This window comes from Variovorax sp. AC194 (assembly GCF_979257995.1).
The window spans coordinates 6,186,218-6,209,906 of record NZ_OZ409823.1 but is presented as its reverse complement, the minus strand read 5'-3'; the positions used below and the strand labels follow the sequence as shown (position 1 = coordinate 6,209,906).

General features: G+C 65.5%; 19 protein-coding genes. 12 read left to right on the top strand and 7 right to left on the bottom strand.

The genetic code is table 11. The features are described from left to right. Positions 1-18 precede the first annotated feature (18 nt). From ACZYRS_RS29390 to ACZYRS_RS29360, 7 genes are all read right to left on the bottom strand, one after another. Positions 19-765: an SDR family oxidoreductase gene (locus tag ACZYRS_RS29390; RefSeq protein ID WP_463422031.1), complete on the bottom strand. Its 747-nt coding sequence runs from the start codon at positions 763-765 to the stop codon at positions 19-21. Continuing rightward, positions 762-2,099, bottom strand: a complete 1,338-nt coding sequence (locus ACZYRS_RS29385; RefSeq protein ID WP_463422030.1) for an FAD-binding protein — start codon at positions 2,097-2,099, stop codon at positions 762-764. The genes ACZYRS_RS29390 and ACZYRS_RS29385 overlap by 4 nt, the downstream gene beginning before the upstream one ends. Then, positions 2,096-3,523: a UbiA family prenyltransferase gene (locus ACZYRS_RS29380; protein WP_463422555.1), complete on the bottom strand. Its 1,428-nt coding sequence runs from the start codon at positions 3,521-3,523 to the stop codon at positions 2,096-2,098. The genes ACZYRS_RS29385 and ACZYRS_RS29380 overlap by 4 nt, the downstream gene beginning before the upstream one ends. A gap of 275 nt (positions 3,524-3,798) precedes the next feature. After that, positions 3,799-5,157, bottom strand: coding sequence for an FkbM family methyltransferase (locus tag ACZYRS_RS29375; RefSeq protein WP_463422029.1), 1,359 nt, complete (start codon positions 5,155-5,157; stop codon positions 3,799-3,801). Between the two features lie 43 nt (positions 5,158-5,200). Further along, positions 5,201-7,156, bottom strand: a complete 1,956-nt coding sequence (locus ACZYRS_RS29370) for a hypothetical protein (protein WP_463422028.1) — start codon at positions 7,154-7,156, stop codon at positions 5,201-5,203. A 65-nt stretch (positions 7,157-7,221) separates the two neighbouring features. Further along, positions 7,222-7,536, bottom strand: coding sequence for a hypothetical protein (locus ACZYRS_RS29365; RefSeq protein ID WP_463422027.1), 315 nt, complete (start codon positions 7,534-7,536; stop codon positions 7,222-7,224). A 118-nt stretch (positions 7,537-7,654) separates the two neighbouring features. Then, complete coding sequence (locus tag ACZYRS_RS29360; protein WP_463422026.1) at positions 7,655-7,876, bottom strand: hypothetical protein; 222 nt, start codon at positions 7,874-7,876, stop codon at positions 7,655-7,657. A gap of 219 nt (positions 7,877-8,095) precedes the next feature. Here ACZYRS_RS29360 and ACZYRS_RS29355 point away from each other — a divergent pair, with 219 nt between their 5' ends. From ACZYRS_RS29355 to ACZYRS_RS29300, 12 genes are all read left to right on the top strand, one after another. Next, positions 8,096-10,735 (top strand): glycoside hydrolase family 99-like domain-containing protein, encoded by a 2,640-nt coding sequence (locus ACZYRS_RS29355; protein WP_463422025.1) that lies wholly within the window; start codon positions 8,096-8,098, stop codon positions 10,733-10,735. 2 nt (positions 10,736-10,737) lie between these two features. Beyond that, complete coding sequence (locus tag ACZYRS_RS29350) at positions 10,738-11,898, top strand: glycosyltransferase family 4 protein (RefSeq protein ID WP_463422024.1); 1,161 nt, start codon at positions 10,738-10,740, stop codon at positions 11,896-11,898. A 178-nt stretch (positions 11,899-12,076) separates the two neighbouring features. Next, complete coding sequence (locus ACZYRS_RS29345) at positions 12,077-13,429, top strand: glycosyltransferase family 2 protein (RefSeq protein ID WP_463422023.1); 1,353 nt, start codon at positions 12,077-12,079, stop codon at positions 13,427-13,429. Positions 13,430-13,545: 116 nt separating this feature from the next. After that, positions 13,546-14,319 carry a glucose-1-phosphate cytidylyltransferase gene (rfbF, locus tag ACZYRS_RS29340; RefSeq protein WP_463422022.1) on the top strand — a complete coding sequence of 258 codons (774 nt, stop codon included), beginning with the start codon at positions 13,546-13,548 and terminating at the stop codon, positions 14,317-14,319. Continuing rightward, positions 14,316-15,386: a CDP-glucose 4,6-dehydratase gene (gene rfbG / locus ACZYRS_RS29335; protein ID WP_463422021.1), complete on the top strand. Its 1,071-nt coding sequence runs from the start codon at positions 14,316-14,318 to the stop codon at positions 15,384-15,386. The genes rfbF and rfbG overlap by 4 nt, the downstream gene beginning before the upstream one ends. Then, the gene (gene rfbC / locus ACZYRS_RS29330; protein WP_463422020.1) at positions 15,373-15,933 is read left to right on the top strand and encodes a dTDP-4-dehydrorhamnose 3,5-epimerase; all 561 of its coding nucleotides are present in this window, start codon (positions 15,373-15,375) and stop codon (positions 15,931-15,933) included. The genes rfbG and rfbC overlap by 14 nt, the downstream gene beginning before the upstream one ends. Next, positions 15,930-17,156 carry a methyltransferase domain-containing protein gene (locus ACZYRS_RS29325; protein WP_463422019.1) on the top strand — a complete coding sequence of 409 codons (1,227 nt, stop codon included), beginning with the start codon at positions 15,930-15,932 and terminating at the stop codon, positions 17,154-17,156. The genes rfbC and ACZYRS_RS29325 overlap by 4 nt, the downstream gene beginning before the upstream one ends. Beyond that, on the top strand, positions 17,153-17,995 hold the full coding sequence (locus ACZYRS_RS29320; RefSeq protein ID WP_463422018.1) for an NAD-dependent epimerase/dehydratase family protein: 843 nt from the start codon (positions 17,153-17,155) through the stop codon (positions 17,993-17,995). Before ACZYRS_RS29325 ends, ACZYRS_RS29320 begins: the two co-directional genes overlap by 4 nt. Further along, positions 17,995-19,059 carry a class I SAM-dependent methyltransferase gene (locus ACZYRS_RS29315; RefSeq protein ID WP_463422554.1) on the top strand — a complete coding sequence of 355 codons (1,065 nt, stop codon included), beginning with the start codon at positions 17,995-17,997 and terminating at the stop codon, positions 19,057-19,059. Before ACZYRS_RS29320 ends, ACZYRS_RS29315 begins: the two co-directional genes overlap by 1 nt. Next, positions 19,049-19,786 (top strand): cephalosporin hydroxylase family protein, encoded by a 738-nt coding sequence (locus ACZYRS_RS29310; protein WP_463422017.1) that lies wholly within the window; start codon positions 19,049-19,051, stop codon positions 19,784-19,786. Before ACZYRS_RS29315 ends, ACZYRS_RS29310 begins: the two co-directional genes overlap by 11 nt. 222 nt (positions 19,787-20,008) lie before the next feature. Further along, positions 20,009-21,046: a GDP-mannose 4,6-dehydratase gene (gene gmd / locus ACZYRS_RS29305; protein ID WP_463422016.1), complete on the top strand. Its 1,038-nt coding sequence runs from the start codon at positions 20,009-20,011 to the stop codon at positions 21,044-21,046. Positions 21,047-21,329: 283 nt separating this feature from the next. Then, entirely contained in the window at positions 21,330-23,657 is a 2,328-nt protein-coding gene (locus ACZYRS_RS29300; protein ID WP_463422015.1) for a glycosyltransferase, read from the top strand. Positions 23,658-23,689: the final 32 nt, after the last annotated feature.

The following is a 23,689-nucleotide window of genomic DNA, read 5'->3' as shown; positions in this document are numbered from 1 at the left end:
TTTGGTGCGCAGTGCGCGTCAGAGGCTCAGGCGCTTGAAGACCAGGGTCGGGATGCTCTTGATGATCAGCATGATCCAGCGCCAGAACCAGCGCGTGTAGAGCACGTCGCTGCCGCGCGCCACGGCGCGCTGGATGTCCTGCGCCACCTGGTCGGCCGAGGCCGTCAGCGCGGCCGGCAGTTCCAGGTGCGCCGTCATCGGCGTGGCCACGAAGCCCGGCTTGATGAGCAGCAGGTGCACGCCCAGTTTGAAGAGGCTCGCCCTGAGGCCCGATGCGCAATCTTCCACAGCGCCCTTGGCGGCGCCGTACACGTAGTTGGTCGGGCGGCCGCGGTCGCCGGCCACCGAGCCGATCACCGCGAGCGTGCCATTGCCCTGCTTGCGGAAATGCTGGGCGAGCGCCAGCATGCAGACGACGGCGCTCTCGCCGTTGAGGCGGAACTGTTCGACGGCGTAGGCCAGGTCTTCCTCGGCACGCGCCTGGTCGGGCAGCGAGCCGTGCGCGATCAGCGCGAGGTCCACCGTCCCGAGCTGCTGCCACGCGCTGGCGATCGTTGCGCCGGCCTGCGACACGTCGTTCGCGTCCCACGGCAGCACAAGGACACGCGCCGCGCCGCGCGCCGCGAGGTCGCTGGCGATGACGTCGAGCTTGGCCGTGTCCCTGCCCACGAGCACGAAGCTGCAGTTCGATGCGGCATAGCGGCGCGCCACGGCCTCGGCAATGCCAGAGGTCGCGCCGATGATCAGGATGTTTTTTATCGTCATGAGGTGAGGCCCTGTTGGGTGACCCGCTGCCAGAAGCGGGATTGCAGATGGCGGTCGCGAAGCGCCTCGACGCGGGGCCACGCGGGATAGGCCTTCTGGAAATGGGCGGCGCCCATGTGCGCATCCTTGGCCGGATAGAGGCGCCCGCCCGCCTCGTCGACCAGCGCATCGAGCCGGGCGAACAGGGTGGCGTTGGCGGCGTCGCGCTGGGCGAAGTCGAGCGCGAGCGAAACGCCCTCCAAGGGAAAGGAGAGCAGCCCCGGCGAGCGGATGTCGCCGCAGCGCTTGAGCACCGCGAGGAAGGAGCCGCTGCCGCTGCGCGCGATTTCCGCGAGCATCGCGCCGATTGCGTCGCGGGCGTTGGCGTGAGGGATGACGCACTGGTACTGCTGGAAGCCGCGGCGCCCGTACATGCGGTTCCAGTGCAGCAGGCCGTCCAGCGGATAGAAGAAGGGGTCGTAGCTGACGACCGACGTCACGCGCTGGTTCTGCTGGCGGTGGTAGTAGAGCGTGTTGAAGGCCTTGAGCGTCAGCCCGTTGACCAGCGAGAAGGGCGGGTCCACCGGCATGCTCCTGGGCCGCGGCGGCGCGATCTGCAACCGCCCGTCGGTGGCGTGGTTGCCGACGATGTAATGGCCCCGTCCCGCCTGCTGCCCCGTCGCCAGGCAGTCGACCCAGGCGACCGCGTATTCGTGACGGGCATCGAGCTCTTCGGACAACGCGAAGAATTCGTCGAGGCCGCCGAACTTGATGGCGCACTGGTCGACATACGCCGATGCGACGCGGCGCAACTGCAGCTCGACTGCCAGCACGATGCCGGTGAGTCCGAGCCCGCCGACGGTCGCCTCGAACAGTTCGGCGTTGGCCTCGGGCGAGCACTCGACGACGCCTTCGTCGGTGCGCAGCAGCGACAGGCGCCTGACGTGGCGCCCGAAGGTGCCTGTCACATGGTGGTTCTTGCCGTGCACGTCGTTGGCGACCGCGCCGCCGAGCGTGACGAACTTGGTGCCTGGCGTGACGGGCAGGAACCAGCCGCGCGGCAGGGCCATGTCGATCAGCGCGCCGAGGGTCAGGCCCGGCTGGGCCACGATCGTGCCGCTGTTCCAGTCTGCCGAGAGCACCCGGTCGAAGCCGGCCGTGGCGACCACGTGGTCCGAGGCGGCCATGCACGAATCGCCATAGCTGCGGCCCATGCCGAACGCCAGGGTGCCGCCGGTGCCGGCCGTGAGCGCTTCGGCCACGGCACCTTCGACCTCCGAAGGCCACTGGACGGGATGGACCGTCTGCGGATGCTGCGGGTACCTTCCCCAGGACAGGCGGGTGCGTGCGTTCAAAGCGAGGCGAGGATGAAGGTGCTTGCGAACGCAAGGCCGATCAACTGGCTCACGCGGTCGCGCAGCGCGAAGACGATGGGGTCGTCGTTCATCTGGCCGCGGTGCGCGATCAGCCAGACCCGGCTCAACCAGAACAGGAGCAGCGGGCAGGCCATCCACAGGAGCTTGGGATGCCCGTACAGGGTCAATGCCGAGGTGTCGTTGATGTAGAGCGCCAGCACCAGCACCGACAGGTAGCCCGACGAGCCGCCGAGCGAGGCGAGCAGTTCGAAATCCTGCAGCTGGTAGCCCCGGCCGGGCACCGCGTCGCCCTTGCGCTGTTCCTTGGCGTCGTAGAGCTCGGTGTAGCGCTTGACGAACGCGAGGCTCAGGAACATGAACATGCAGAACGCGAGGATCCAGAACGTCAGCGGCGCGACGATCGCCGCGGCGCCGGCAATCACGCGCACCGTGTAGAGCATGGCCAGCGTGATCACGTCGAGCATCACCAGGCGCTTGATCCAGAGCGAGTAGCCCAGCGTGAGCACGTAGTACGCGCCGAGCACGAGCGCGAAGCGCCAGGGCAGCAACAGCAGCGCCAGACCGAATGCCAGCACGAGCAGCGCCGCCATCCAGACCATGGCGTGCACCATCGGGAAGGTCCCGGCCGCGAGCGGCCGGTTGCGCTTGGTGCGATGTTGCCGGTCGTCCTTCAAATCGAGCAGGTCGTTCAGGATGTACACGCTCGAGGCGCACATGCCAAAGCAGACGAATGCCAGCACGCCGTTGAGCAGCAGGTCCAGGTTCATCAGCTGGTGGGTGGCCAGCAGGGGCACGAACACCAGCAGGTTCTTGGCCCACTGGTGCAGGCGCAGCGCCTTGCGCAGCACGCGCAGGTAGCTGGCGCGGTCGTCGAACACCTGCCCCGTGCGCCCCATCCGCCGCGCGCGCGCGAGCACGCCGAACTCGGGGTTCACCACGTGCACGACGCTCGCGGAGCGCCACACGTTCAGGTCGGCCGACGAGTTGCCGACGTACTCGAATCCCTGCTCGCCGTAGCGCGCGACCAGCGCCTTGCGCTTGTTGGCGGATGCGAGGTTCTCGTTCTGGGTGCCCAGGACCTCGTCGAAGAGGCCCAGGTGGGCTGCGACCTCCCTGGCAAGCCGCGTCTCGGACGCGGTCGCCAGCACGAGGCGCGCGCCGGTTTTCTTCTGCGCCTCGAGCCATGCGATGAGCGGCTGGTTGTAGGGCAGCGTCTGGACGATGGGTGAGACCGCATCGGCGATCCTGCGCTTGAAATAGGCCTTGCCCTTCAGGACCCAGAACAGGGCCTTCACGAAAAGCAGAGGGTGGTATCGGAGCAGCAGGAAGACGCTCTCGACCAGGAGGTCCGAACGGATCAGTGTTCCATCGAGGTCGACCGCGATGATCCGTTGGCCCGCCATCGCGGGGCCGGTGGGCGACGCGGAGGAAGCCGGGGAAGAGGGCGTGCCAGCGTCATCCGGCACGTGTGGCAAGGCGCTCATGGCAACGGGTCGGCCTTGGCGTCCCGGGGACGTCGCGACGGGTTGACGGGCCGTGGCTGCAAGACTGGAGTTTCAGCGACGGTACACATGTTCGCGGGATGAGATGCAAAAGCGAGGATTCTATTGGCATTGCCAGAGGGAAAAGCCCTCGCGCGGCCCCCCGCAGTGGGGGCTCGCACGGCCTCTCACACGCGTCAGCGGGGCCTGAAACGGTTCCGTAGAACCCGGATCCCGCGGCCCGCCCGGCGCAGGGGCGCGGTGAATTTCCACGAACGGCTGTTGCGAAGGGCGGTCAATTCGGCCATCGCCGCTTCGTGCTGGTTCTTCAGCGTATCGAGGTACGCGTTCGCGTGCACGAGGTCGCTCGTGGCGTCTGCGAGCTGGAGGCCGACGCGGCCCTGCGCCTCGAGCGCCTGCGTCAACCGCGTCGTCAGCGCACCCGTCCGGCCCACTGCCGCATCGAGCGCGGATTGCAGCGCCTTCAGTTCGGCCTGCAGCCTTTCGCGCGTCTGCGAAGCCGCCTGCGCGGCCTGCGCCGCGGCCTGCAATGCGGCAGCCTGGGCGCGCTGCGTGGCCTGGGCCGCTTGCACTTCGGCCTGCAGGTCGGACAGTTCGCCCTCGAGCTTCAGGCGGGCCTGCGCCGCAGCCTGTGCAGCCGGCGAGGGATAGGAAAGGCCCGGCCCCTGGGTCCTGTTCGCGAGCCTCAAAACCTCGTGGGGGTACTGCGGCTTGTGGAGCATCACAGCCGCGATGTCGTCCGCGTTGTCGATCGGGAACACGCGCGGCAGGCCCTCGGGCAGCGCCCGCCCGGCCGGCAGCAGCAGGAGGTTGAGCTCCTTGCCGCCATCGAAGATGCTGTGCGCCTGGCCGTTGAAGTTCTCCGGATTGAAGGCGTCGGTCAGGTGCCCGAGGCATTCGTAGCCGCTGGCCTGGCACCACGCGAGGATCTTCAGTCCGGCGGCGATCGAGTTGGCCTCGGCGAACACCGCGGGCTTGAAGGACGCGATCGTCTCGCGCGCGCCATCGAGCACCTGCCTTTCCATGCCCTCGACGTCGATCTTCAGCAGCCCGACGGCCGCAAGCGCAAGGCTGTCGACCGTCACGAGCGGCACCTCGTAGGCGGGCCCCGAGGCCGGGCCGCCGTCGTCGTCGAGCGCCAAGCCCGCGAAGTTCGTCGGCGCGCCGGGTGGCATCCGGTGCAGCGTGATGCTGGCCGGCGCGTCGGAGACGCCTTGCTGGCGCAGCTGCACGTTCGTGCGCTGGTTGTCCTGCACGTTGCGGGCAAGCAGGTCGAAGGCCTCGGCGCGCGGCTCGAACGCGATCACAGTGCCCCGATCGCCCACCAGCGTGGAGAAGGCCAGCGTGTGCGTTCCGATGAAGGCGCCGATGTCCAGCACCGCCGATCCCGGCGCAATGAAATGGGCGAGGAAGTCGATCTCCCGCTGGGCCCATTCGCCGTACAGCGCCAGCGACTCCGACACGATGGAATCCCGCCCGAGGAGATGCATGCGGCCGTAGCGCGTGGCGACGAGGTGAGGGGTGTTCGTGGGCATGAAGGCGAAGATGTGCGGGTGTTCGGATCGACAGGGTGCGTGGCTACCGAATGACGGTGACTTGCGTCACGTACACACCCAGCTCTCGCGTGTCGGCACTGAGCCCGAGTTGCGCGGGTGCGTGCGGCGAGTCGACCTGGATGCGCAGGGCCGCCAATCCATCGGGCATCTGTGAGCGCTCGAGGTCCACGCGAAGGTTGTCCGTCGGTTCGGCTTGGGACACTTTCCCCCGCCCGATCGTGTCGCCCTTGGCATTCAGGATCGTGACGTTCTGCGGCGGCAGCGACGGTGCTGCCAATCCGCGGAATTTCAGGCGCACGGAAAACCGCTTGGGCAGGTCGGCCGACGGGATCATCAATACCGCTTCCTTGCCGACTGTCCAGCGGCCTTCGGTGCTGCCGGTCGCAGCCCATCCGCTGGCATAGGTCACCTCGGACTTCACCAAGCTGCATCGCGCCGCCGTCTCGGCATCTGCGGGGGCGTCCGTGCTCAGCGCCGTATGCCCGAAGCAGATCGTCGCGGACGGGAACTTGTCCCGGTCCCGGGCGTGAAGCTTGACGGACATGGGATTGCGCTGCGCGTCGCAACGCAGGTAAGGCGGGTACATCGAATGCCAGGTCTCGGCGACGATGCAGAAGCTGCGCCGCGCCTGGCGCTTGTCCAGCGAGGCCAGGGTTGCCATGTCGAAGATCACCTGGAAGTTCACCATTTCCACGTCGACCCAGGCATAGGTGCCCGGTGGGGCGGATGCCTGGACGCCGGCCAGCGCGGCCGGAAACTCGCCCTGCGGCTGGCCCTGGGGCGGCGTGAGCGAAGAAGCGGGCACGGACACGACGGCCACGATCCCCACGATCGCGGCGATCACCGACTGGGCCGCGCGCGCGCCGCAGGACCTGATGAGCCCGAGCACGGCAATCGCCGCCGAGCCGCCCACGAAGATCGTGGCCCAGTACAGCGGGTAGAGGTATTCGACGGTGTCCAGTCCGCGCAGCACATAGAAGATCGCGGCCGGCAGGCCGGTCGCCAATGCAACGGCGATGGCTGCCTTCGTACGGGGATTGCCGAGCCGCGAGGGCAGCAGCAAAAACGCGGGGATGGCCAGCAGCGAGAACTGGAAGAAGCGCCCCAGGTAGGCGAGGCTTGCCATGGTGCTGTCGGTCTTGTTCTGGCCTGCGAAGCGGAAGTACTTCGGGATCTCTCCCGGGAAATGCAGGATCGTGTTCGCCACGATGGGAAGGGCGAACAGCGCCACGACGACCACCGACGCGACCACGACGGTGCCCGGCAATGCCTTGAACGACAACGGCGCCCACCCGCCGCGGTGAAGGGCCCACAACGCAGCCGCGCCAGTCACCGCCATGATCGGGGCGAGGCCTACAAAGCTGGCATGTCCATGCCCGAGCATGCACAGTCCCAGTATGGCCACGGGCAGCCACCGCCAGCCGCTGGTGGTCATGCCGATGCACGCGGCGAACACGAACATCGATGCCGCCATGTAGAGATAGGGCATCCAGAGCCCGGTGAAGAAGGCCGGTTCCGCGTCGATCATCGCCCGGCAGATCGCCAGGGTCGCGACGGCCCCGACCACGCCGAAAAGGCGGGATTCGAACAACTCGCGCAGCGCCAGGTACACGGCGGCAATCGAGGCGGCGTGCAGCAGCGCGGCCGAGAGCGAATGCGCGCCGATGGGTGACGCGATCACGCCCATCACGTCGACGCCCAGCCATTCAACGGTGGCCATCAGCTGCAGGAAAAACGGCCCCGGATGAAAGAAGCCGATCTTGCTGTAGTTCCCATGCAAAAGAGCGAACCGCTTTGCGTCCTGAATCAGCAAATCGTTGGCCGAGAAGTCATAGCTGGGGATCAGGCCGGGCTCGAACAGCAGTTCCCGGTTGAACACCGCGAAGACGATCACGCAGGCAAGGAAAACGAGCAGCGTTTCGAGGAACTTGATAAAGGCTGGGCTGCGCGACGGCAAACCCGGAGATGAAGATGTCATTGAATCTTGTATTGGACCTGCGCGAAATTCTGAAAACAAAAAAAGGCTCGCCGTGCGCATCGCGATCAACGCGCGAAATATTCTTCGGATTTATCCTGCAACGCTAACGCCAAAGCGATTTTTTGCTGAATTCGTTTCAATTCTATTGAAACGGTGGATTTTCCAATGGTGGCGACTTTTACAGTTTGTGGCGTAAAAGTCCCGCCTGTCGAATATATCCCTGTCTGGACGAGATTTCCGCAAGTGGGCGGCCGGATGGCGTGGGTTATACCTGAAGCCGAATCGCGGTCTGAAGATCGCCGGGTGTCATCCGGCGTCGGGAGCGCCCAACGCAGATTTTTCGCTGATCGTGTGCATTGTTGCCTAAGGTTGTCACTCATCATCCATCGCCTGCGGTCAAGCCTCTGCGGTGCTCCGGATGATCAAAGTCAGGCTGCTATGATCGTCAACGATCGTAACTTGCCCTCGCTGCATGTGGATCGTTGCCCATCAACACTGTCACATGATGGGCGGCAAGGTGCAGCGTGCTGCAGCGAGGCTTTGTTCGAATGAATCGGGGTCGGGCCATTTGGCCATTTGGAGTGAATTGATTTGCTGAATTCGATCTCGATTTGGATGGATGGATTTGTCGATGTCATCAATCCGGTGGGTTATCCGATTTTCAATTGCATCCCGGCCTTCGCTCCAGTCGAGCGATTTGAATGAGCCGGGATTTTTCATTCAGCCGAGAATGCATGCCGCGCCCGGGAGGCGGCATTCAAAAAATACAATCGTCAATCTGAATTTCTCTGCATATAAATCGCCGACCTGTACGGATCGGCCTGCAGGCTGAAGAATATGAAAAAAAATCCAATTCATTGGTATCGCCGGTTGAAATCCATTGCCGGCCGGGTGATCGGCCGGGCGACCGGGGGGCGAATTTCATTCGGCGAAAAGACATTGGCGGAACCGCATCCGCTGTTCGACGCGAATTGGTACGGCACGCGCAATCCGGACATCGTGAAGGCCGGATTGAACCCGATGCGCCACTTCCTGCGCTTCGGTTGGAAGGAAGGGCGCAATCCGCATCCGCTGTTCGACGTGGCGTGGTACCTGGAGCAGAACCCGGACGTCGCCAAGGTCGGCTGGAACCCGCTGCTGCACTACATCGACCTCGGCTGGAAGGAAGGCCGCAACCCGCATCCGCTGTTCAACACGACCTGGTACCTGGACCAATACCTCGACGTGAAGGCGGCCGGCGTCAATCCGCTGATCCACTACGTGCTGTTCGGTGCGCCCGAGCGCCGGGTGCCGCATCCGGCGTTCGACCCCGAGTGGTATTGCGCGGCTCATGGGGACGTCGACGATGGCGTCGATCCCCTCACCCATTTCCTCGCGCACCGGCACGAAACCTTGAGGAACCCGTCTTCGGCCACCGACCTCATCGAGCATGCGAAGAAGTTTCCGGCGGCGGGGGCCGACAAGGTCCATGAACTCGCGCATTTCCTGGTGCAGGAAAGCTGCTACGCGGTGGACGGCGACTACGCCGAGGCGTTTGCCAAGGATGGCATTCCGCGTGCCCGGATGCACGAAGGGCTGGCGCGCGTTGCGAACGGCAAGTGGGAATGGGCCCGCTACGGCGCGATGCGTGCGCGCCTCGCACAGGCCGAGCAGCGGCGCACGGAACAGTACCCGCGCGCCGAGACAACGATGCCCGCGGTCGGCAAGGACGCCGAGCGCGAACCCGCTGCGGCCCTCGTGATTCCGTCCTTCGACCAGCCGCTCGTCTCGATCGTGATTCCGGTCTACAACAAGGTGGCATTGACCCGGGCGTGCCTGCGCACCATCGTCCAGAGCAACTGCCGTGCGTCCTATGAAGTGATCGTCGCGGACGATGCATCGGTCGATCCCGATTGCCTCGAGCTGGCCAACGTTTCCGGCCTCACCTTCCTGCGCTCGGAAGAGAACCTGGGCTTCGGCGGCAACTGCAACCGGGCCGCGGCCACGGCGCGCGGCAAGTTCGTGCTGTTCCTGAACAACGACACGCTGGTCCAGGACGGTTTTCTCGATGCCATGGTGGCGGCGCACGAAGCGGGCGTGGGCATCGTGGGCCCGCAGGTGCTGTATCCGTCCGGCCTGCTGCAGGAAGCCGGTGGCCGGATTCGCGTGGACTGCTCCGCGGCGCTGGTCGGACATGGCGCGAGCCCCGAGGACCCGCGGTTCAACTACCGCCGCGACGTGGAATACATCTCCGGCGCGTGCCTGCTGATCGAGCGCGCGCTGTTCGACGAACTGGGCGGCTTCGATCCCCTGTTCCACCCGGCCTACTACGAGGACGTGGACCTGTGCTTCCGCGTGCGCGCACGCGGCCTTCGCGTGGTCTACGAGCCCAAGGCGCGCATCGTCCACCTGATGAGCGAGACGATGTCGTCGCTCGCGCCGGCCTACAAGCACGGGCAATCGGCGCGCAGTGCGCAGAACTTCGCCGAACGCTGGCAGGCCCAGCTGGAAGCCAACAACGCGGTGAAGGCGATCGCCTTCTACCTGCCGCAGTACCACATGGTCCCGGAGAACGATCTCTGGTGGGCGCCGGGCTTCACCGAGTGGACGAACGTGTCCAAGGCCAAGCCCAACTACCCGGGGCACGACCAGCCGCGCCTGCCGGCCGACCTCGGGCACTACGACCTCACCAACCCCAAGAGCATTCGCAAGCAGATCGAGCTGGCCATGCAGTACGGGCTGCACGGCTTCTGCTTCTACTACTACTGGTTCAACGGACGCCGCATCCTGGAGGCGCCGCTGGAGCTGTACCTGGAAGACAAGTCGCTCGACTTCCCGTTCTGCCTGTGCTGGGCCAACGAGAACTGGAGCCGGCGCTGGGACGGCCGCGACCAGGACCTGCTCCTGAAGCAGGAATACTCGACCGAGGACGACAAGGCCATCATCCACGACCTCATGCGATTCATGGGCGACGCGCGCTACATCCGCGTGGAGGGCAAGCCGTTGGTGATCGTCTACCGCTGGGACCTCCTGCCTTCGATCGCGGACACGGTGAAGGTCTGGCGCGAAGAGTGCCGGCGCGCCGGCATCGGCGAAATCTTCGTGGCGAGCGTGGACTCGTTCGACCTGGCGTGGAAGCTCAAGGACGCGGCGGACTTCGGCCTGGATGCGAGCATCGGCTTTCCGCCCCACAACATGGGTTCGCCCGTTCCCAAGAAGCCGTCGGCGGTCAGCCCGAGCTTCACGGGCACCGTCGACGACTACGAGACGGTGGGCACGCGCTATGCGACCGAACTGCCCCTGCGCCCGCACACCCATTTTCCGGGCGTGCTGCCGGGATGGGACAACACACCGCGCCGGCAGGATGCGCCCTACATCCTGGACAACCCGAGCCCCGGTGCATTCCGTGCGTGGCTGGAGCACGCGCTGGAGTTCTCGCGCGACTTCAACGCGCCGGAGCGCCGGATGGTGTTCATCAACGCCTGGAACGAATGGGGGGAGGGCGCCTACCTGGAGCCCGACCAGCGCTATGGCCACGCCTATCTCACGGCGCTGCGGGATGCGCTCGAATCACACAAATACCAGAAGAGAAACGGATGAGCATGGCGGCAACTGACCACTCCAGGAATCCGGACTGCCTGATCGTCGGCCACCCCTACACGGCGATCGGCATGGGGGCCCACTGCAGGGGCGTGGTGCGCTCCCTGGCCGCCGCCTACGGCAATCTCTCGGTGCACGATGTCTACAAGTACACCCAGCCCATGCCGCGCGAAGCGCGAGAGTTCGGGCCGCTGCTGACCGAGCAGTTCACAGCGCCCGTGCGCATCTTCTGCATCAACGGGGACGAGGTCGAGCCCGTGGTCGGCAAGATCGAGCAGAAGCAGCCGGGCGCGTTCGCCAGCGGCTACAACATCATCTATCCGATGTGGGAGCTGCCGAGGTATCCGCAGGAGTGGGCGCGCCAGCTCGAAAAATTCGACGAGGTGTGGTCGCCCTCGCTGCATGTGGATGCGGCCTTGCGGGCCACGGTCGACAAGCCCATCGTCCACCTGCCCATCGCGGTCGAGCCGCGGGTCCACGAGCTCTTCGACCGCAAGTACTTCGGCATTCCGGAGTCGCGCTACACGCTGCTCTTTTTCTTCGATGCGCTGTCATTTGCCAGCCGGAAGAATCCGTGGGCCGCGATCGACGTTTTCAAGCGCGTGCTTGCAAAGCGGCCGCTGGCCAAGCTGCAACTGGTGCTGAAGGTCAACAACTCGGCGCGCGACGCGAAGTCGCTGCAGCGGCTGAAGGCCGAGATCGAACCCATCCGCGACCGCGTTACGCTGATCGACAAGACGGTGTCCGAGGAAGAGGTCAAGAGCCTCGTGCGGGTCTGCGATTCCTTCCTCTCGCTGCATCGCGCCGAAGGCTTCGGCCTCGGGCCGGCCGAGGCCATGTTCTTCGACAAGCCGGTCGTCGTGACGGCCTGGTCCGGCAACATGGACTACATGACGGCGGACAACTCGCTGGGCATTCGCTACAACCTCGTTCCGCTGGTCGAGGGCGACTATCCGCACTGGCAGGACCAGGTGTGGGCCGACGCCGACCTGGACGACGCCGCCCAGAAGGTGCTGTCGCTTTTCGAGGACCCCGAGTTCGGCCGGCAACTGGGCAACCGCGCCGGTATCCACATGCGCACCCACTTCTCGCACCGCAGGCAAGGCCTGCGCTACCGAGAGCAGTTGCAGCGAATCGCCTCGACGCTCGCGAAGGAGCGCTGAGCGCCCCCGGCGGCCCCGGTTCCCGGGTCGCCGGCCCCTCGAAAAACAGTTGTGCGTACCACGTATGTGCAACTTGCCGGTGCGCTCTCGCTCCAAACGCGAGCCCCATCCGTGATGGATTACTGAAAACCAAGGTTCACGGATAAACTGCGCGTAACAAAAAACAACTGTCAACGAGATGTTTCCTGACACTCAGAACGCTATCGCCGTTGTCATTCCCACGTTCAATCGTCGCGAGCGCCTTGAGCGCGCCGTGGAAAGCGTGCTGCAGGAGACGCGGGTCCCGATCGTCCTGCACATCTTCGACAACGCTTCCGCGGACGACACCGAGCGCTACGCGCGCGAGCTTTCGGCGCGCGATGCGCGGGTGGTCTATTCACGCAATACCTCCAACATCGGCGGTCACTCGAACTATGCGAAAGCGCTGGACAGCGTCGAGGCGGAATATTTCGTGCCGCTGGCCGACGACGACTACCTGCTGCCCGACTTCCTGCACGACGCCTACCGGATCCTGGAGGCCCACGAGAGCGTGTGCGCTGCCGTGTTCGTGACGCAGACGCGCACCGACGGCGGCGCCATCGGGATGACGTACCCCGAGCATCCGGAAAAGATCCGGCTCGGCCTGGTGAATCCGCATGACCACATGCGCGACTGGCTCACCTACGGGCACTACAGCTGGAGCTCGGTGCTCTGGCGCTCCAAGGTGCTCGCCGAGGTCGGCGCGCCCTACCTGCACGTGGGGCTGCCCAGCGACGTCGATTTCCAGACCCAGATCTTCTGCACGTATCCGGTCTACATCGTGAACCAGCTCGGCGCCGTCTACACGCAGCACGAGGACCAGGCGAGCATGGGGTACGACCTGTCGCACATCAAGTCCTGGGGTGCGCTGTTCAAGCGGCTGGACCGCGCGGTCCTGGACCGCGGCCTCTTCTCGGTGGAGGAGTACCTGCCGCTGCGCGCGAAGATGCAGCAGCGCTACCGCAGCACCTGGAACATCGCCGCCAAGGAAGAACTCGATTCCCGGCAATTGGTGTCGTCCGCCTCCGCGGCCGGGTTCCGGCTGGGCGATTGGCCGCTGGCTTTTTCGCTCATCGACACCCTCGCCGCGAAGCCCCGCGCGCCGGGGGCGGATGGCCCAGACGACACCTCGGTCCTGTTGCTGCCCGAAGACGTGGTCACCGAGGGCGCGACGCCGAACCGTCCGCAGGGATTTCTCGCCTCGGTGCTGTGGAGCTTCAAGGCCGCCAGTGCGGTGATCGCCGCCGCGAAAAGCACCGCGGTGCAGTTGGAGGCCACCTGCTCGACGCAGGAGCTCGCCTTGTCCGAGCAGAAGACGCTGGCTGCGCAACTGCAACAGAAGTGCGCTGCAGTAGAAGCCGGCCTCGCCGACCAGAAGGCGCAGACCGCCGCCACCCGCGCCGAGGCCGATGAATGGCGCTCGAAATTCGAAGCCGTCGATGCGAGGGTGTCGGCGCTGCAGGGCAAGCTGCTTTTCCGAATCCTGCGCAAGCTACGCCTCATGCGGATCTAGTGCCGGAAAAAGCGCGAACCGCGGTCCGCGTCCGGCGCACAATGTCGCCCCATGAAATCCGTGAACACGACAAGAACCGCTGGCGGCGTCCGCCATCCCGCGAAAGCGCTCCCGCGATGAAGGCCGTCATCCTCGCGGGCGGGCTGGGCACCCGCATCTCGGAAGAGACGCACCTCAAGCCCAAGCCCATGGTGGAGATCGGTGCCAAGCCCGTGCTGTGGCACATCATGAAGCTCTACTCGGCCTACGGCATCAACGACTTCGTCATCTGCTGTGGCTACAAGGGCTACATGATCAAGGAGTACTTCGCCAACTACTTCCTTCACATGTCCGACGTCACCTTCGACATGCGCAGCAACGAGATGCATGTCCACCAGCGCAAGGCCGAGCCTTGGCAGGTGACGCTGGTCGACACCGGCGAAGACACCATGACCGGCGGGCGGCTCAAGCGGGTCGCCGAATTCGTGCGCGATGAAGAAGCCTTCTGCTTCACCTACGGAGACGGCGTCGCGAACATCGACATCGGCAAGCTGATCGCATTCCACGGTGCCCACGGCCGCCTGGCGACGGTCACCGCCGTCCAGCCGGCCGGGCGCTACGGCGCGCTGGAGCTCGATGGCGATGCGGTGCGTGGCTTCGTCGAGAAGCCGCGCGGCGACGGCGGCTGGATCAACGGCGGCTTCTTCGTGCTGTCTCCCCAGTGCCTGGACTACATCGACGGCGACCGCTCCAGCTGGGAAGGCGAGCCCTTGGCGCAGATCGCGAAGAACGACCAGTTGCGCGCCTTCGAGCACGCCGGCTTCTGGCAGCCGATGGACACGCTGCGCGACAAGATGCACCTGGAGCAATTGTGGGCAACCCAGGCCGCCCCCTGGAAGGTGTGGGCGTGAACCACGCGTTCTGGCGCGGCAAGCGCGTCCTGGTCACGGGGCACACGGGCTTCAAGGGCAGCTGGCTGGCGCTCTGGCTCCAGGCCGCGGGCGCCGAGGTCCACGGTTATTCGCTCGCGCCGCCAACGGCAACCAATCTGTTCACGCAGGCCCGCGTCGTGGATCTCCTGGCGGGGCATACGCTGGGCGACATACGCGATCTCGCGGGGCTGCAGCGGGCCGTTCAACAAGCCGCGCCGGAGGTCGTCTTTCACCTGGCCGCGCAATCCCTGGTGCGTCCTTCCTACCGCGACCCGGTGGAGAGCTATGCCACCAACGTCATGGGCACCGTGCATCTGCTCGAAGCGGTGCGTGCCTCGGCTGGCGTCCGCGCTGTGGTCAGCGTCACGACGGACAAAGTCTATGAAAACCGCGAATGGCATTGGGGCTACCGCGAAGACGAACCCCTCGGCGGACTGGACCCCTACGCCAGCAGCAAGGCCTGCGCCGAGCTCGTGACGGCAGCCTACCGTGCATCGTTTCTCGCGCAAGCCGGCGTGGCCGTGGCCACGGCGCGCGCCGGCAACGTGATCGGCGGAGGCGACTGGGCCGACGACCGCCTGGTCCCGGATTTCTTCCGCGCCACCGACAAGGCCTTGCCCCTCGAAGTGCGCCATGCCGGCGCCACGCGGCCCTGGCAGCACGTGCTCGAACCGCTGGGCGGTTACCTGTTGCTGGCCGAGCGCCTTGCCAGCGGCGACGCGGCCTTTGCGCAGGCCTGGAACTTCGGTCCCGGCGACGACGATGCGGTGCCGGTGCGCGACCTGCTGGACCGCCTTGCGCGCCGCGTGCCCGGCGCGCAGTGGCGGGAAACATCCCCCGGCACCGTGCACGAGGCCAACTACCTGAAGCTGGACAGCAGCAAAGCCCGCGCCGGCCTGGGCTGGCGGCCCCGCTGGACACTCGACGCTGCGCTCGACCGGACGGTCGAGTGGCACCGCGCCTGGCGCGCGGGTCAAAACATGCAGAAGGTCTGCCAGTCGCAGATCCTGGCCTACCAGGGCGGCGGCGAGCATGGCCAGGTTTGACGTTCGCGCGACGCCGCTCGCGGGCGTGATGCGGATCCAGCGCCAGAAGCTGGAGGACCCGCGCGGTTTCTTCAGCCGCTTCTTCTGCGCGGAGGAGCTGGCCGCGGCGGGTTTCCGCACGCCCGTCGCCCAGATCAACCACACGCTGACCCGTCGGCGCGGATCGGTGCGCGGCCTGCACTTCCAGCATCCTCCGCATGCGGAAGACAAGCTGGTGAGCTGCCTGCGCGGCGAGATCTTCGACGTCGCGGTCGACCTGCGCCGGGGCTCGCCGACCTTCCTGCAGTGGCACGGCGAGATACTGAGCGCCGAGAACGCCACGAGCCTGCTCATTCCCAAGGGCTTTGCCCACGGGTTCCAGACGCTCGGCGACGACGCCGAGTTGCTGTATCTTCATTCGGCACCGTATGCCGCGGCGGCCGAGGGCGCACTGAACGCCCGCGACCCCGCACTTGCCATCGCCTGGCCCCTCGCATTCGCCGACGTGTCGGACCGCGATGCCAGCCATCCCTTCATCACCGCCGAGTTCAAGGGTCTTCCTGGATGAAATGCCGCCACTGTCACGCCGAGCTGAGTCTGCCGTTCATCGATCTTGCGACGGCACCGCCTTCCAATGCGTACCTGCACGCCGATCGGCTGAACGCGCCTGAAAAGTGGTACCCCCTGCGTGTCTTCACCTGCACGCAATGCTGGCTGGTGCAAACCGACGACTACGCGCACCACGCCGATCTTTTCTCCAGCGAGTACGCCTACTTCAGCTCCTTCTCGTCCAGCTGGCTCGCACATTCGCAGCGCTATGTCCGCGACATGGTCCAGCGCTTCGCACTGGACCGCAGCGCCCACGTGATAGAAGTCGCGGCCAACGACGGCTACCTGCTGCAGTACGTGCGCGAGGCCGGCATCCCGTGCCTGGGCATCGAGCCGACGGCCAGCACCGCGAAGGCGGCGCGCGAGAAGGGCATCGAGATCGTCGAGGAATTCTTCGGCGTGGCCCTGGCCGAGCAGCTCGTCGCGGCCGGCAAGAGCGCCGACCTCACCGCCGCGAACAACGTGCTGGCCCACGTGCCGAACATCAACGACTTCGTGGCGGGCTTTGCCACGGTGCTCAAGCCGGAGGGCGTGGCCACCTTCGAGTTCCCGCACCTGCTGCGGCTGGTGTCGGAGTGCCAGTTCGACACGATCTACCACGAGCACTTCTCGTACCTCTCGCTCACCTCGGTGTGCCGGATGTTCGAGGCGAACGGGCTCGGCGTGTTCGACGTCGAGCAGCTCGAAACCCACGGCGGCAGCCTGCGTGTGTTCGCGCAGCGGCGGGATGCGGGCAAGCGAGCGGTTGAACCCGCCGTGTCCCGGGTGCTGGCCATGGAGGACGCGGCGGGCGTTGCGACTTCCGCCTACTACGCGGGCTTCCAGCAACGTGCGGACGATGTGCGCGACGGACTGATGTCGTTCCTGATCGAGGCGCGGCACGCAGGCAAGCGCACGGGCGCCTACGGCGCCGCGGCCAAGGGCAACACGCTCCTCAACTACGCCGGTGTGCGCGCCGGCCTGCTGCCGTGGGTGGTGGACCGCAACCCGGCCAAGCAGGGCCTCTTCATGCCCGGCAGCCGCATTCCGATCGTCGACGAAGCGCACCTGAAACGCGAGCGGCCGGACTACGTGCTGATCCTGCCGTGGAACCTCAAGAGCGAGGTCATGGAACAGCTGGCCTACGCCCGCGATTGGGGCGGTCGCTTCGTGTGGGCGGTGCCCGGGATCGAAGTCGCATGAAGATCGCGGTCACCGGCGCCAGCGGCTTCGTGGGACGTCACGTGCTGCAGGCGCTTGCCTGCATCGGCGGCGTCCAGGTGGTGGCCGCATCGCGCGGCCCTGCCGGCGATTGGCTGCCGGCCGGCATGCGGCATGTCGTGCTCGACATCACGGTGCCGACCCCCGATGCGTTCTCCAGGCTCGGACGCCCCGACGTGGTGATGCACCTGGCCTGGGACGGCCTGCCCAACTACCAGGCGCTGCATCATTTCGAGTTGCAGCTGGGCCAGCAATACCGATTCCTTCGCGGTCTCGTCGATGCTGGACTGCCGTCGCTGCTGTGTACTGGCACCTGTTTCGAGTACGGCATGCAATCGGGCGAGTTGCACGAGTCGCTCGCGACGGACCCGCGCAATCCCTACGGCTTTGCCAAGGACGCCCTGCGGCGCGAGCTTGAGTTCCTGCGCGATGACACTGGGCTCCAACTGACCTGGGCACGCCTTTTCTACATGCATGGCGAAGGGCAGGCGCCCAACTCGCTCTACAGCCAGTTCATGGCGGCGGGCCTTCGCGGCGACGATGTCTTCAGGATGTCGGGCGGCGAACAGCTGCGCGACTACCTGCATGTGTCCGAGGTCGCTTCTGCGCTGGTGGCACTGGCGCGCCGCACGACCGGAGCGGGCGTCGTCAATGTCTGCTCGGGACGCCCTGTGTCGGTCCGTGCGCTGGTCGAGGGGTGGCTCGCCGCCCAGCAGTGGCCCATGAAACTGGCGCTGGGACATTTCCCCTATCCCACCTACGAACCCATGGCGTTCTGGGGAAGCAACGCGCGATTGACGCAATGCCTGGAGAACCATTGATGGACCGTGAATTGCTCCGCGTCGAAGACCTGCCGGTGCTTCAGAACAAGGTTTACCCGAACGCCGAAGCGGCGCGCAGCGCGCCCAGGGGGCGCATGGTGCTGGCCCAAAGCCAGGCGAGCGGCCTGATTTTCAACAGCGCATTCGACCCCGACCTGCTGAGCTACGACGCCGACTACCAGAACGAGCAGGCCTGCTCGCCCGTGTTCCGGGAGCATCTGGACAACGTCATGACCATCGTCCGGCGTCATTTCCGCACGCCTTCGTTGATCGAGGTCGGCTGCGGCAAGGGCTACTTCCTGGAGCACCTGCGCGCGGCCGGCTACGACGCCACGGGGATCGATCCCGCCTACGAGGGCGACAGCCCGCATGTCGTGAAGGCGGCCTTTTCCGAAGCGCTCGGCATGACCTCGGATGCCATCGTGCTGCGGCACGTGCTGGAGCACATCCAGGATCCGCTGTCCTTTCTGCGGGCAGTGGCGCGTGCCAACGGCGGGCAGGGAAAGATCTACATCGAGGTGCCGTGCTTCGACTGGATCTGCGAGCGGCGCGCCTGGTTCGACATCTTCTACGAGCATGTGAACTACTTTCGCGCGGCGGATTTCCGGCGCATGTTCGGCCAGGTCGACGAGATGGGACATCTCTTCGGCGGACAGTACCAGTACGTCGTGGCGGACCTGTCGAGCCTGCGGGATCTGGCACCCGAAGCCAACGCGTTCGCGCTGCCCGAAGATTTTCTGGATGGCATTGAACGCAGCAAGGCGCTCGCGCGCGGCACGCCGGGCCTCAAGGCCATCTGGGGCGCGTCGTCCAAGGGCGTGATCTTTGCGCATCATCTGGAGCGCGCGGGCATCACACTCGACCTCGCGATCGACATCAACCCCGTCAAGCAGCAGAGGTACATGGCCGGCACGGGCCTTCGAATCCTCTCGCCGGCAGAGGCGCTCGAGGCCCTCCCCGAGAATTCACTGGTGTTCGTGATGAACTCCAATTACTTCGATGAGATCGCCCAGCAGTCTCATCACCGATTCCATCTCGTCAAGGTAGATCAACATGACTTTTGAAGCAGAGGTCGCACAACGCGTCGCGGCCAACGAAACCAACCTGACACTCAAGAAGGATGCGCAGAACCTGATGAATTCGTCCATCAGGGCGGGCTATTCGTACAACTTCTCGTGGATGGGACGGCCGGTCATCCAGTACCCGCAGGACTTGGTGGCGATGCAGGAGATCATCTGGCGGGTGCAGCCTGACCTGATCATCGAGACGGGCATCGCGCACGGCGGCTCGCTGATCTTCTCGGCCGCGATGCTCGAGTTGAATGCGGCCTGCGGCGGCCCGGCGGATGCGAAGGTCCTGGGGCTCGACATCGACATCCGCGCGCACAACCGCCAGGCGATCGAGGCCCACCCCATGTCGCGCCGCATCACGATGATCGAAGGCTCCAGCACGGCGCCGGAGGTGATCGAGCAGGTGCGTCAGTTCGCGTCGGGCAGCAAGAGCGTGCTGGTGTGCCTGGACAGCAACCACACCCATGCCCACGTGCTGGCGGAACTGGAGGCTTATGCGCCCCTGGCGACGGTCGACAGCTATTGCGTGGTGTTCGACACCATCGTCGAAGACCTCCCCAAGGAGATGTACCCCGATCGCCCCTGGGGTCCCGGCGACAACCCGAAGACAGCGGTCCACGAGTACCTGAAGTCGCATCCGGAGTTCGAGATCGATCATGCGGTCGACCACAAGCTGATGATCAGCGTGGCCCCCGAGGGATACCTGAAACGGGTTCGCTGAGTCGGGGTCTAAGGCGAAAGACCGAAGGATTTGGCAAAAACGTCACATGTATTACGTTTTGCTGATGGCTCGCCGGTCGTACAGGCGCGTTGCTGACAGGGGACCGGTCTTGCGAGCGTATTCTGGCCGTCCACGTTGACGTGGCGCTTCGGCGGGGAGCGCAATGCATTACGGCACAATTACAAGCCCCGCCCCTGAATTGAAGAAGATTTGAGATCGCACATGAAAAAGCACGCAGTAGTCACCGGTATTACGGGTCAGGATGGCGCCTATCTGGCCCAACTGCTCTTGAGCAAGGGCTATGTCGTGCACGGCACATTCCGCCGCACCAGTTCCGTCAATTTCTGGCGGATCGAGGAACTGGGCATCCAGGACGACCCCAACCTCGTGCTCGTGGAGCACGACCTCACCGACCTCGGCAGCTCGTTGACGCTCATCAAGGAAGCCAAGCCCCAGGAGGTCTACAACCTGGCAGCCCAGAGCTTCGTGGGCGTGAGCTTCAACCAGCCCGACGCCACGGCGCAGATCACCGGCATGGGTGCGCTCCACCTGCTCGAAGCCATTCGATTGACCGACCGGAGCATCCGCTTCTACCAGGCGTCCACCTCCGAGATGTTCGGCAAGGTGCAGGCCATTCCCCAGGTCGAGGAAACCCCTTTCTATCCCCGCAGCCCCTACGGTGTCGCCAAGCTCTTCGCGCACTGGATGACCATCAACTACCGCGAAAGCTACGACATCTTCGGCAGCAGCGGCATCCTGTTCAATCACGAGAGCCCGCTGCGCGGCCGTGAGTTCGTGACCCGCAAGATCACCGACGCGGTGGCCAAGATCAAGCTGGGCAAGCTCGAAGTTCTGGAGCTGGGCAACCTGGGCGCCAAGCGCGACTGGGGCTTCGCCAAGGAGTACGTCGAAGGCATGTGGATGATGTTGCAGGCCGAAGAGGCGGACACTTTCGTGCTGGCCACCAACCGGACCGAGACGGTGCGCAAGTTCGTCGACCTCGCATTCAAGGCGGCCGGCTACGAACTGCGTTTCGAAGGCGAAGAGCAACACGAAGTCGGCATCGACATCGCCACCGGCAAGACGCTGGTCAGGGTGAATCCGAAGTTCTATCGCCCGTCCGAAGTGGACCTGCTCATCGGCGACCCGTCGCGGGCCAAGCGCAAGCTCGGCTGGGAGCCCACCACGACGCTCGAGGACCTGTGCACGATGATGGTGGAAGCGGACCTTCGCCGCAACAAGAACGGTCACTCGTTCTGACAGTGGCCGGATCGGCCGGCCCGTACGTCCGCAACGCGGAACAGGCGCATCAAGACGCCAAAGGGAAAGAACAGTGATCAACGAACTCAAGAAGGTTGTGCGACGCTTGGGAAGAGGAGCGCGCAGCCTGGGAAAAAGCCTTGGCGCCAGGGCTTCCGTCGTTCGTGGAATCCGGGAGCAGGGGCTTTTCGACGCCGATTTCTACCGCCGCGAGTACCCGGTCGTTGCCGCTGCGGCCGCCGACCCGCTGCAGCATTACCTCGCCCATGGGTGGAAGCACGCCATGGAGCCTTCGGACCGGTTTTCGGTACGCGCCTACCTCGGCAGGAATCCCGACGTGCGTGAGGCCCGGCTCGATCCGCTCGCGCACTGGGTGCGCTACGGCAAGACCGACGGCCGCATCCTTCCGCAGGCGTCGAGCGCCGAGACTCCCTGGTTCGAGAACGGCAGGCTGTACCCGCTGCCCGACGACGCGGTGCACTACGAGCTGATGGCCGGCCGCGCGTACTTCGGCGGCGCGGGCTTCGACTTCGCGCAGCGCGAAGCCGGCGCCACGGTCGCCGATGCGGCCAGGGCGATGGCGTCGCGCACGCCGCTCCTCACCATCGACGCGGTATCACCGAAGGTCTCGATCATCATCCCGGTGTACGGGCAGACGCATTTCGCGCTGAACTGCCTCGACTCGCTCGCGCGGCTGCGCTCCAGGTATTCGGTCGAGGTGATCGTCGCGGACGATGCGTCGCCCGCGGCCTCGCGCACGGACGTGCTCCAGGCCATCCCCTGGATCCGCTGCGAGCGGCGCGCCGAGAACGGCGGATTCCTCGAATGCTGCAACTCGACCGTGCAGCTGGCACGGGGCGAAATCATCGTCCTGCTGAACAGCGACACGCGCGTCGTCGACGGCTGGCTGGACGAACTCGTCGAGGCGTTCGACCTGTTCCCCAAGGCCGGCATGGTCGGCTCGAAGCTCTTCAACGACGACGGCACGCTGCAGGAAGCCGGCGGCATCTTCTGGCGCGACGGCTCGGCCCACAACCATGGCCGGGGCGACGACCCCAACCGGCCGCAATACTGCTTTGCGCGCCAGGCCGATTTCATCTCCGGTGCCTCCATCGCGGTGCGCAAGTCGGTCTGGGACGCGATGGGCGGGTTCGATCCGGTCTACAAGCCGGCGTACTGCGAAGACGCCGACCTGGCGTTTCGGCTGCGCCGTGCCGGCCACGAGGTGTGGTTCGTTCCGACCTCGCGCGCCATCCACTACGAAGGCATCACGCACGGCCGCGACGTCACGCAAGGCATCAAGGCCTACCAGGTCACCAACCTGCAGAAGTTCGCCGAGCGTTTTCGCGCCGAATTGGTCGCGCACCCGCAGCCGGGCTCCAGCCCGGTGCGCGCGGCCAACTGGCGCAGCAGGCAGAACATTCTTTTCGTCGATGCGCTGACGCCGACGCCGGACCAGGATTCGGGCTCGATCGTGACCAACGAGGTCATGGCCACCTACCGCGAGGCCGGATTCGGCGAGAGCTTCTTTCCGCTGCATTCGCCGTACTGGTCGAAGAAGTACACGGCCGCCCTGCAGCGCCGGGGCGTCTGCTGCCACTACAAGCCGTTCTCCAACGACATCGCCGAAGCGCTCGCGCTGGACAACTGCTTCGACTATGCGCTGCTCTATCGCTACAACGTGGCGCAGGCCGTCCATGAAGAACTGCGCGCGAAGGCGCCGGCCACGCGCGTGCTGTTCGCCAACGTCGATCTTCATTTCCTGCGCGAGGCGCGTGCCGCCGAAAACGCCAACGATCAGCTGGCGTTGCTGCGGTCCGAGTCCACCCGGAAGAGCGAACTGGAGATGTTCCTGCGCGCGGACGCCTCGTTCGTCCACACCCAGATCGAGAAAGACGTGATCCAGTCCTGGCTGCCTCGGCCACTCGAGAACGTGGTCGTGCTGCCCTGGATCGCGGAGGTGTTTCGCGACACACCGGGTTTCGCGGACCGGGCGGACATCATGTTCCTGGGCAACTTCCCGCATGCGCCCAACGTCGATTCCATGCTGTTCTTCATGCAGTCGATCTGGCCCGCGCTGCAGCGCGACCTGCCGCCGCACGCCAGGCTCCTGGTCGTGGGCAACCAGCCGCCCAAGGAAGTGCAGGACCTGGCGTCGGAGCGCGTCGTCGTGACGGGCTTCGTGGAAGAACTCGAACCGTATTTCCAGGCTTCCCGCGTGTTCGTGGCACCGCTGCGATACGGCGCCGGCATCAAGGGAAAACTGGTGACGGCGCTCGCCCACGGTGTGCCGAGCGTGGCAACCCACATCGCCGCGGAGGGCATCGCCACGCTGCAAGAGGGCCACCTTTCGATCACGGACGATCCCGCGCAATTTGCCGCGCACGTGCTGCGCATCTATGGAGACGAATCGGCGTGGTCGCACATGCGCGAGGCCGGGCTGGCTTACGTCGAGCAGCACTATTCGAGGGCGGCGACCCTGAAGACCTGCATGCAGGCACTGGCCATCGCCGACAAGGTCTGGCTCGCGCGGCAAGCGCACCGGCAGCAGCGGTTCTTCGAAGAGATCATGAGGGAAAACGGTGAGCTCGAACCGACCCGGACCGATTGAGAAATTCGTGCGTTTTCACCTTCGACTCGTCA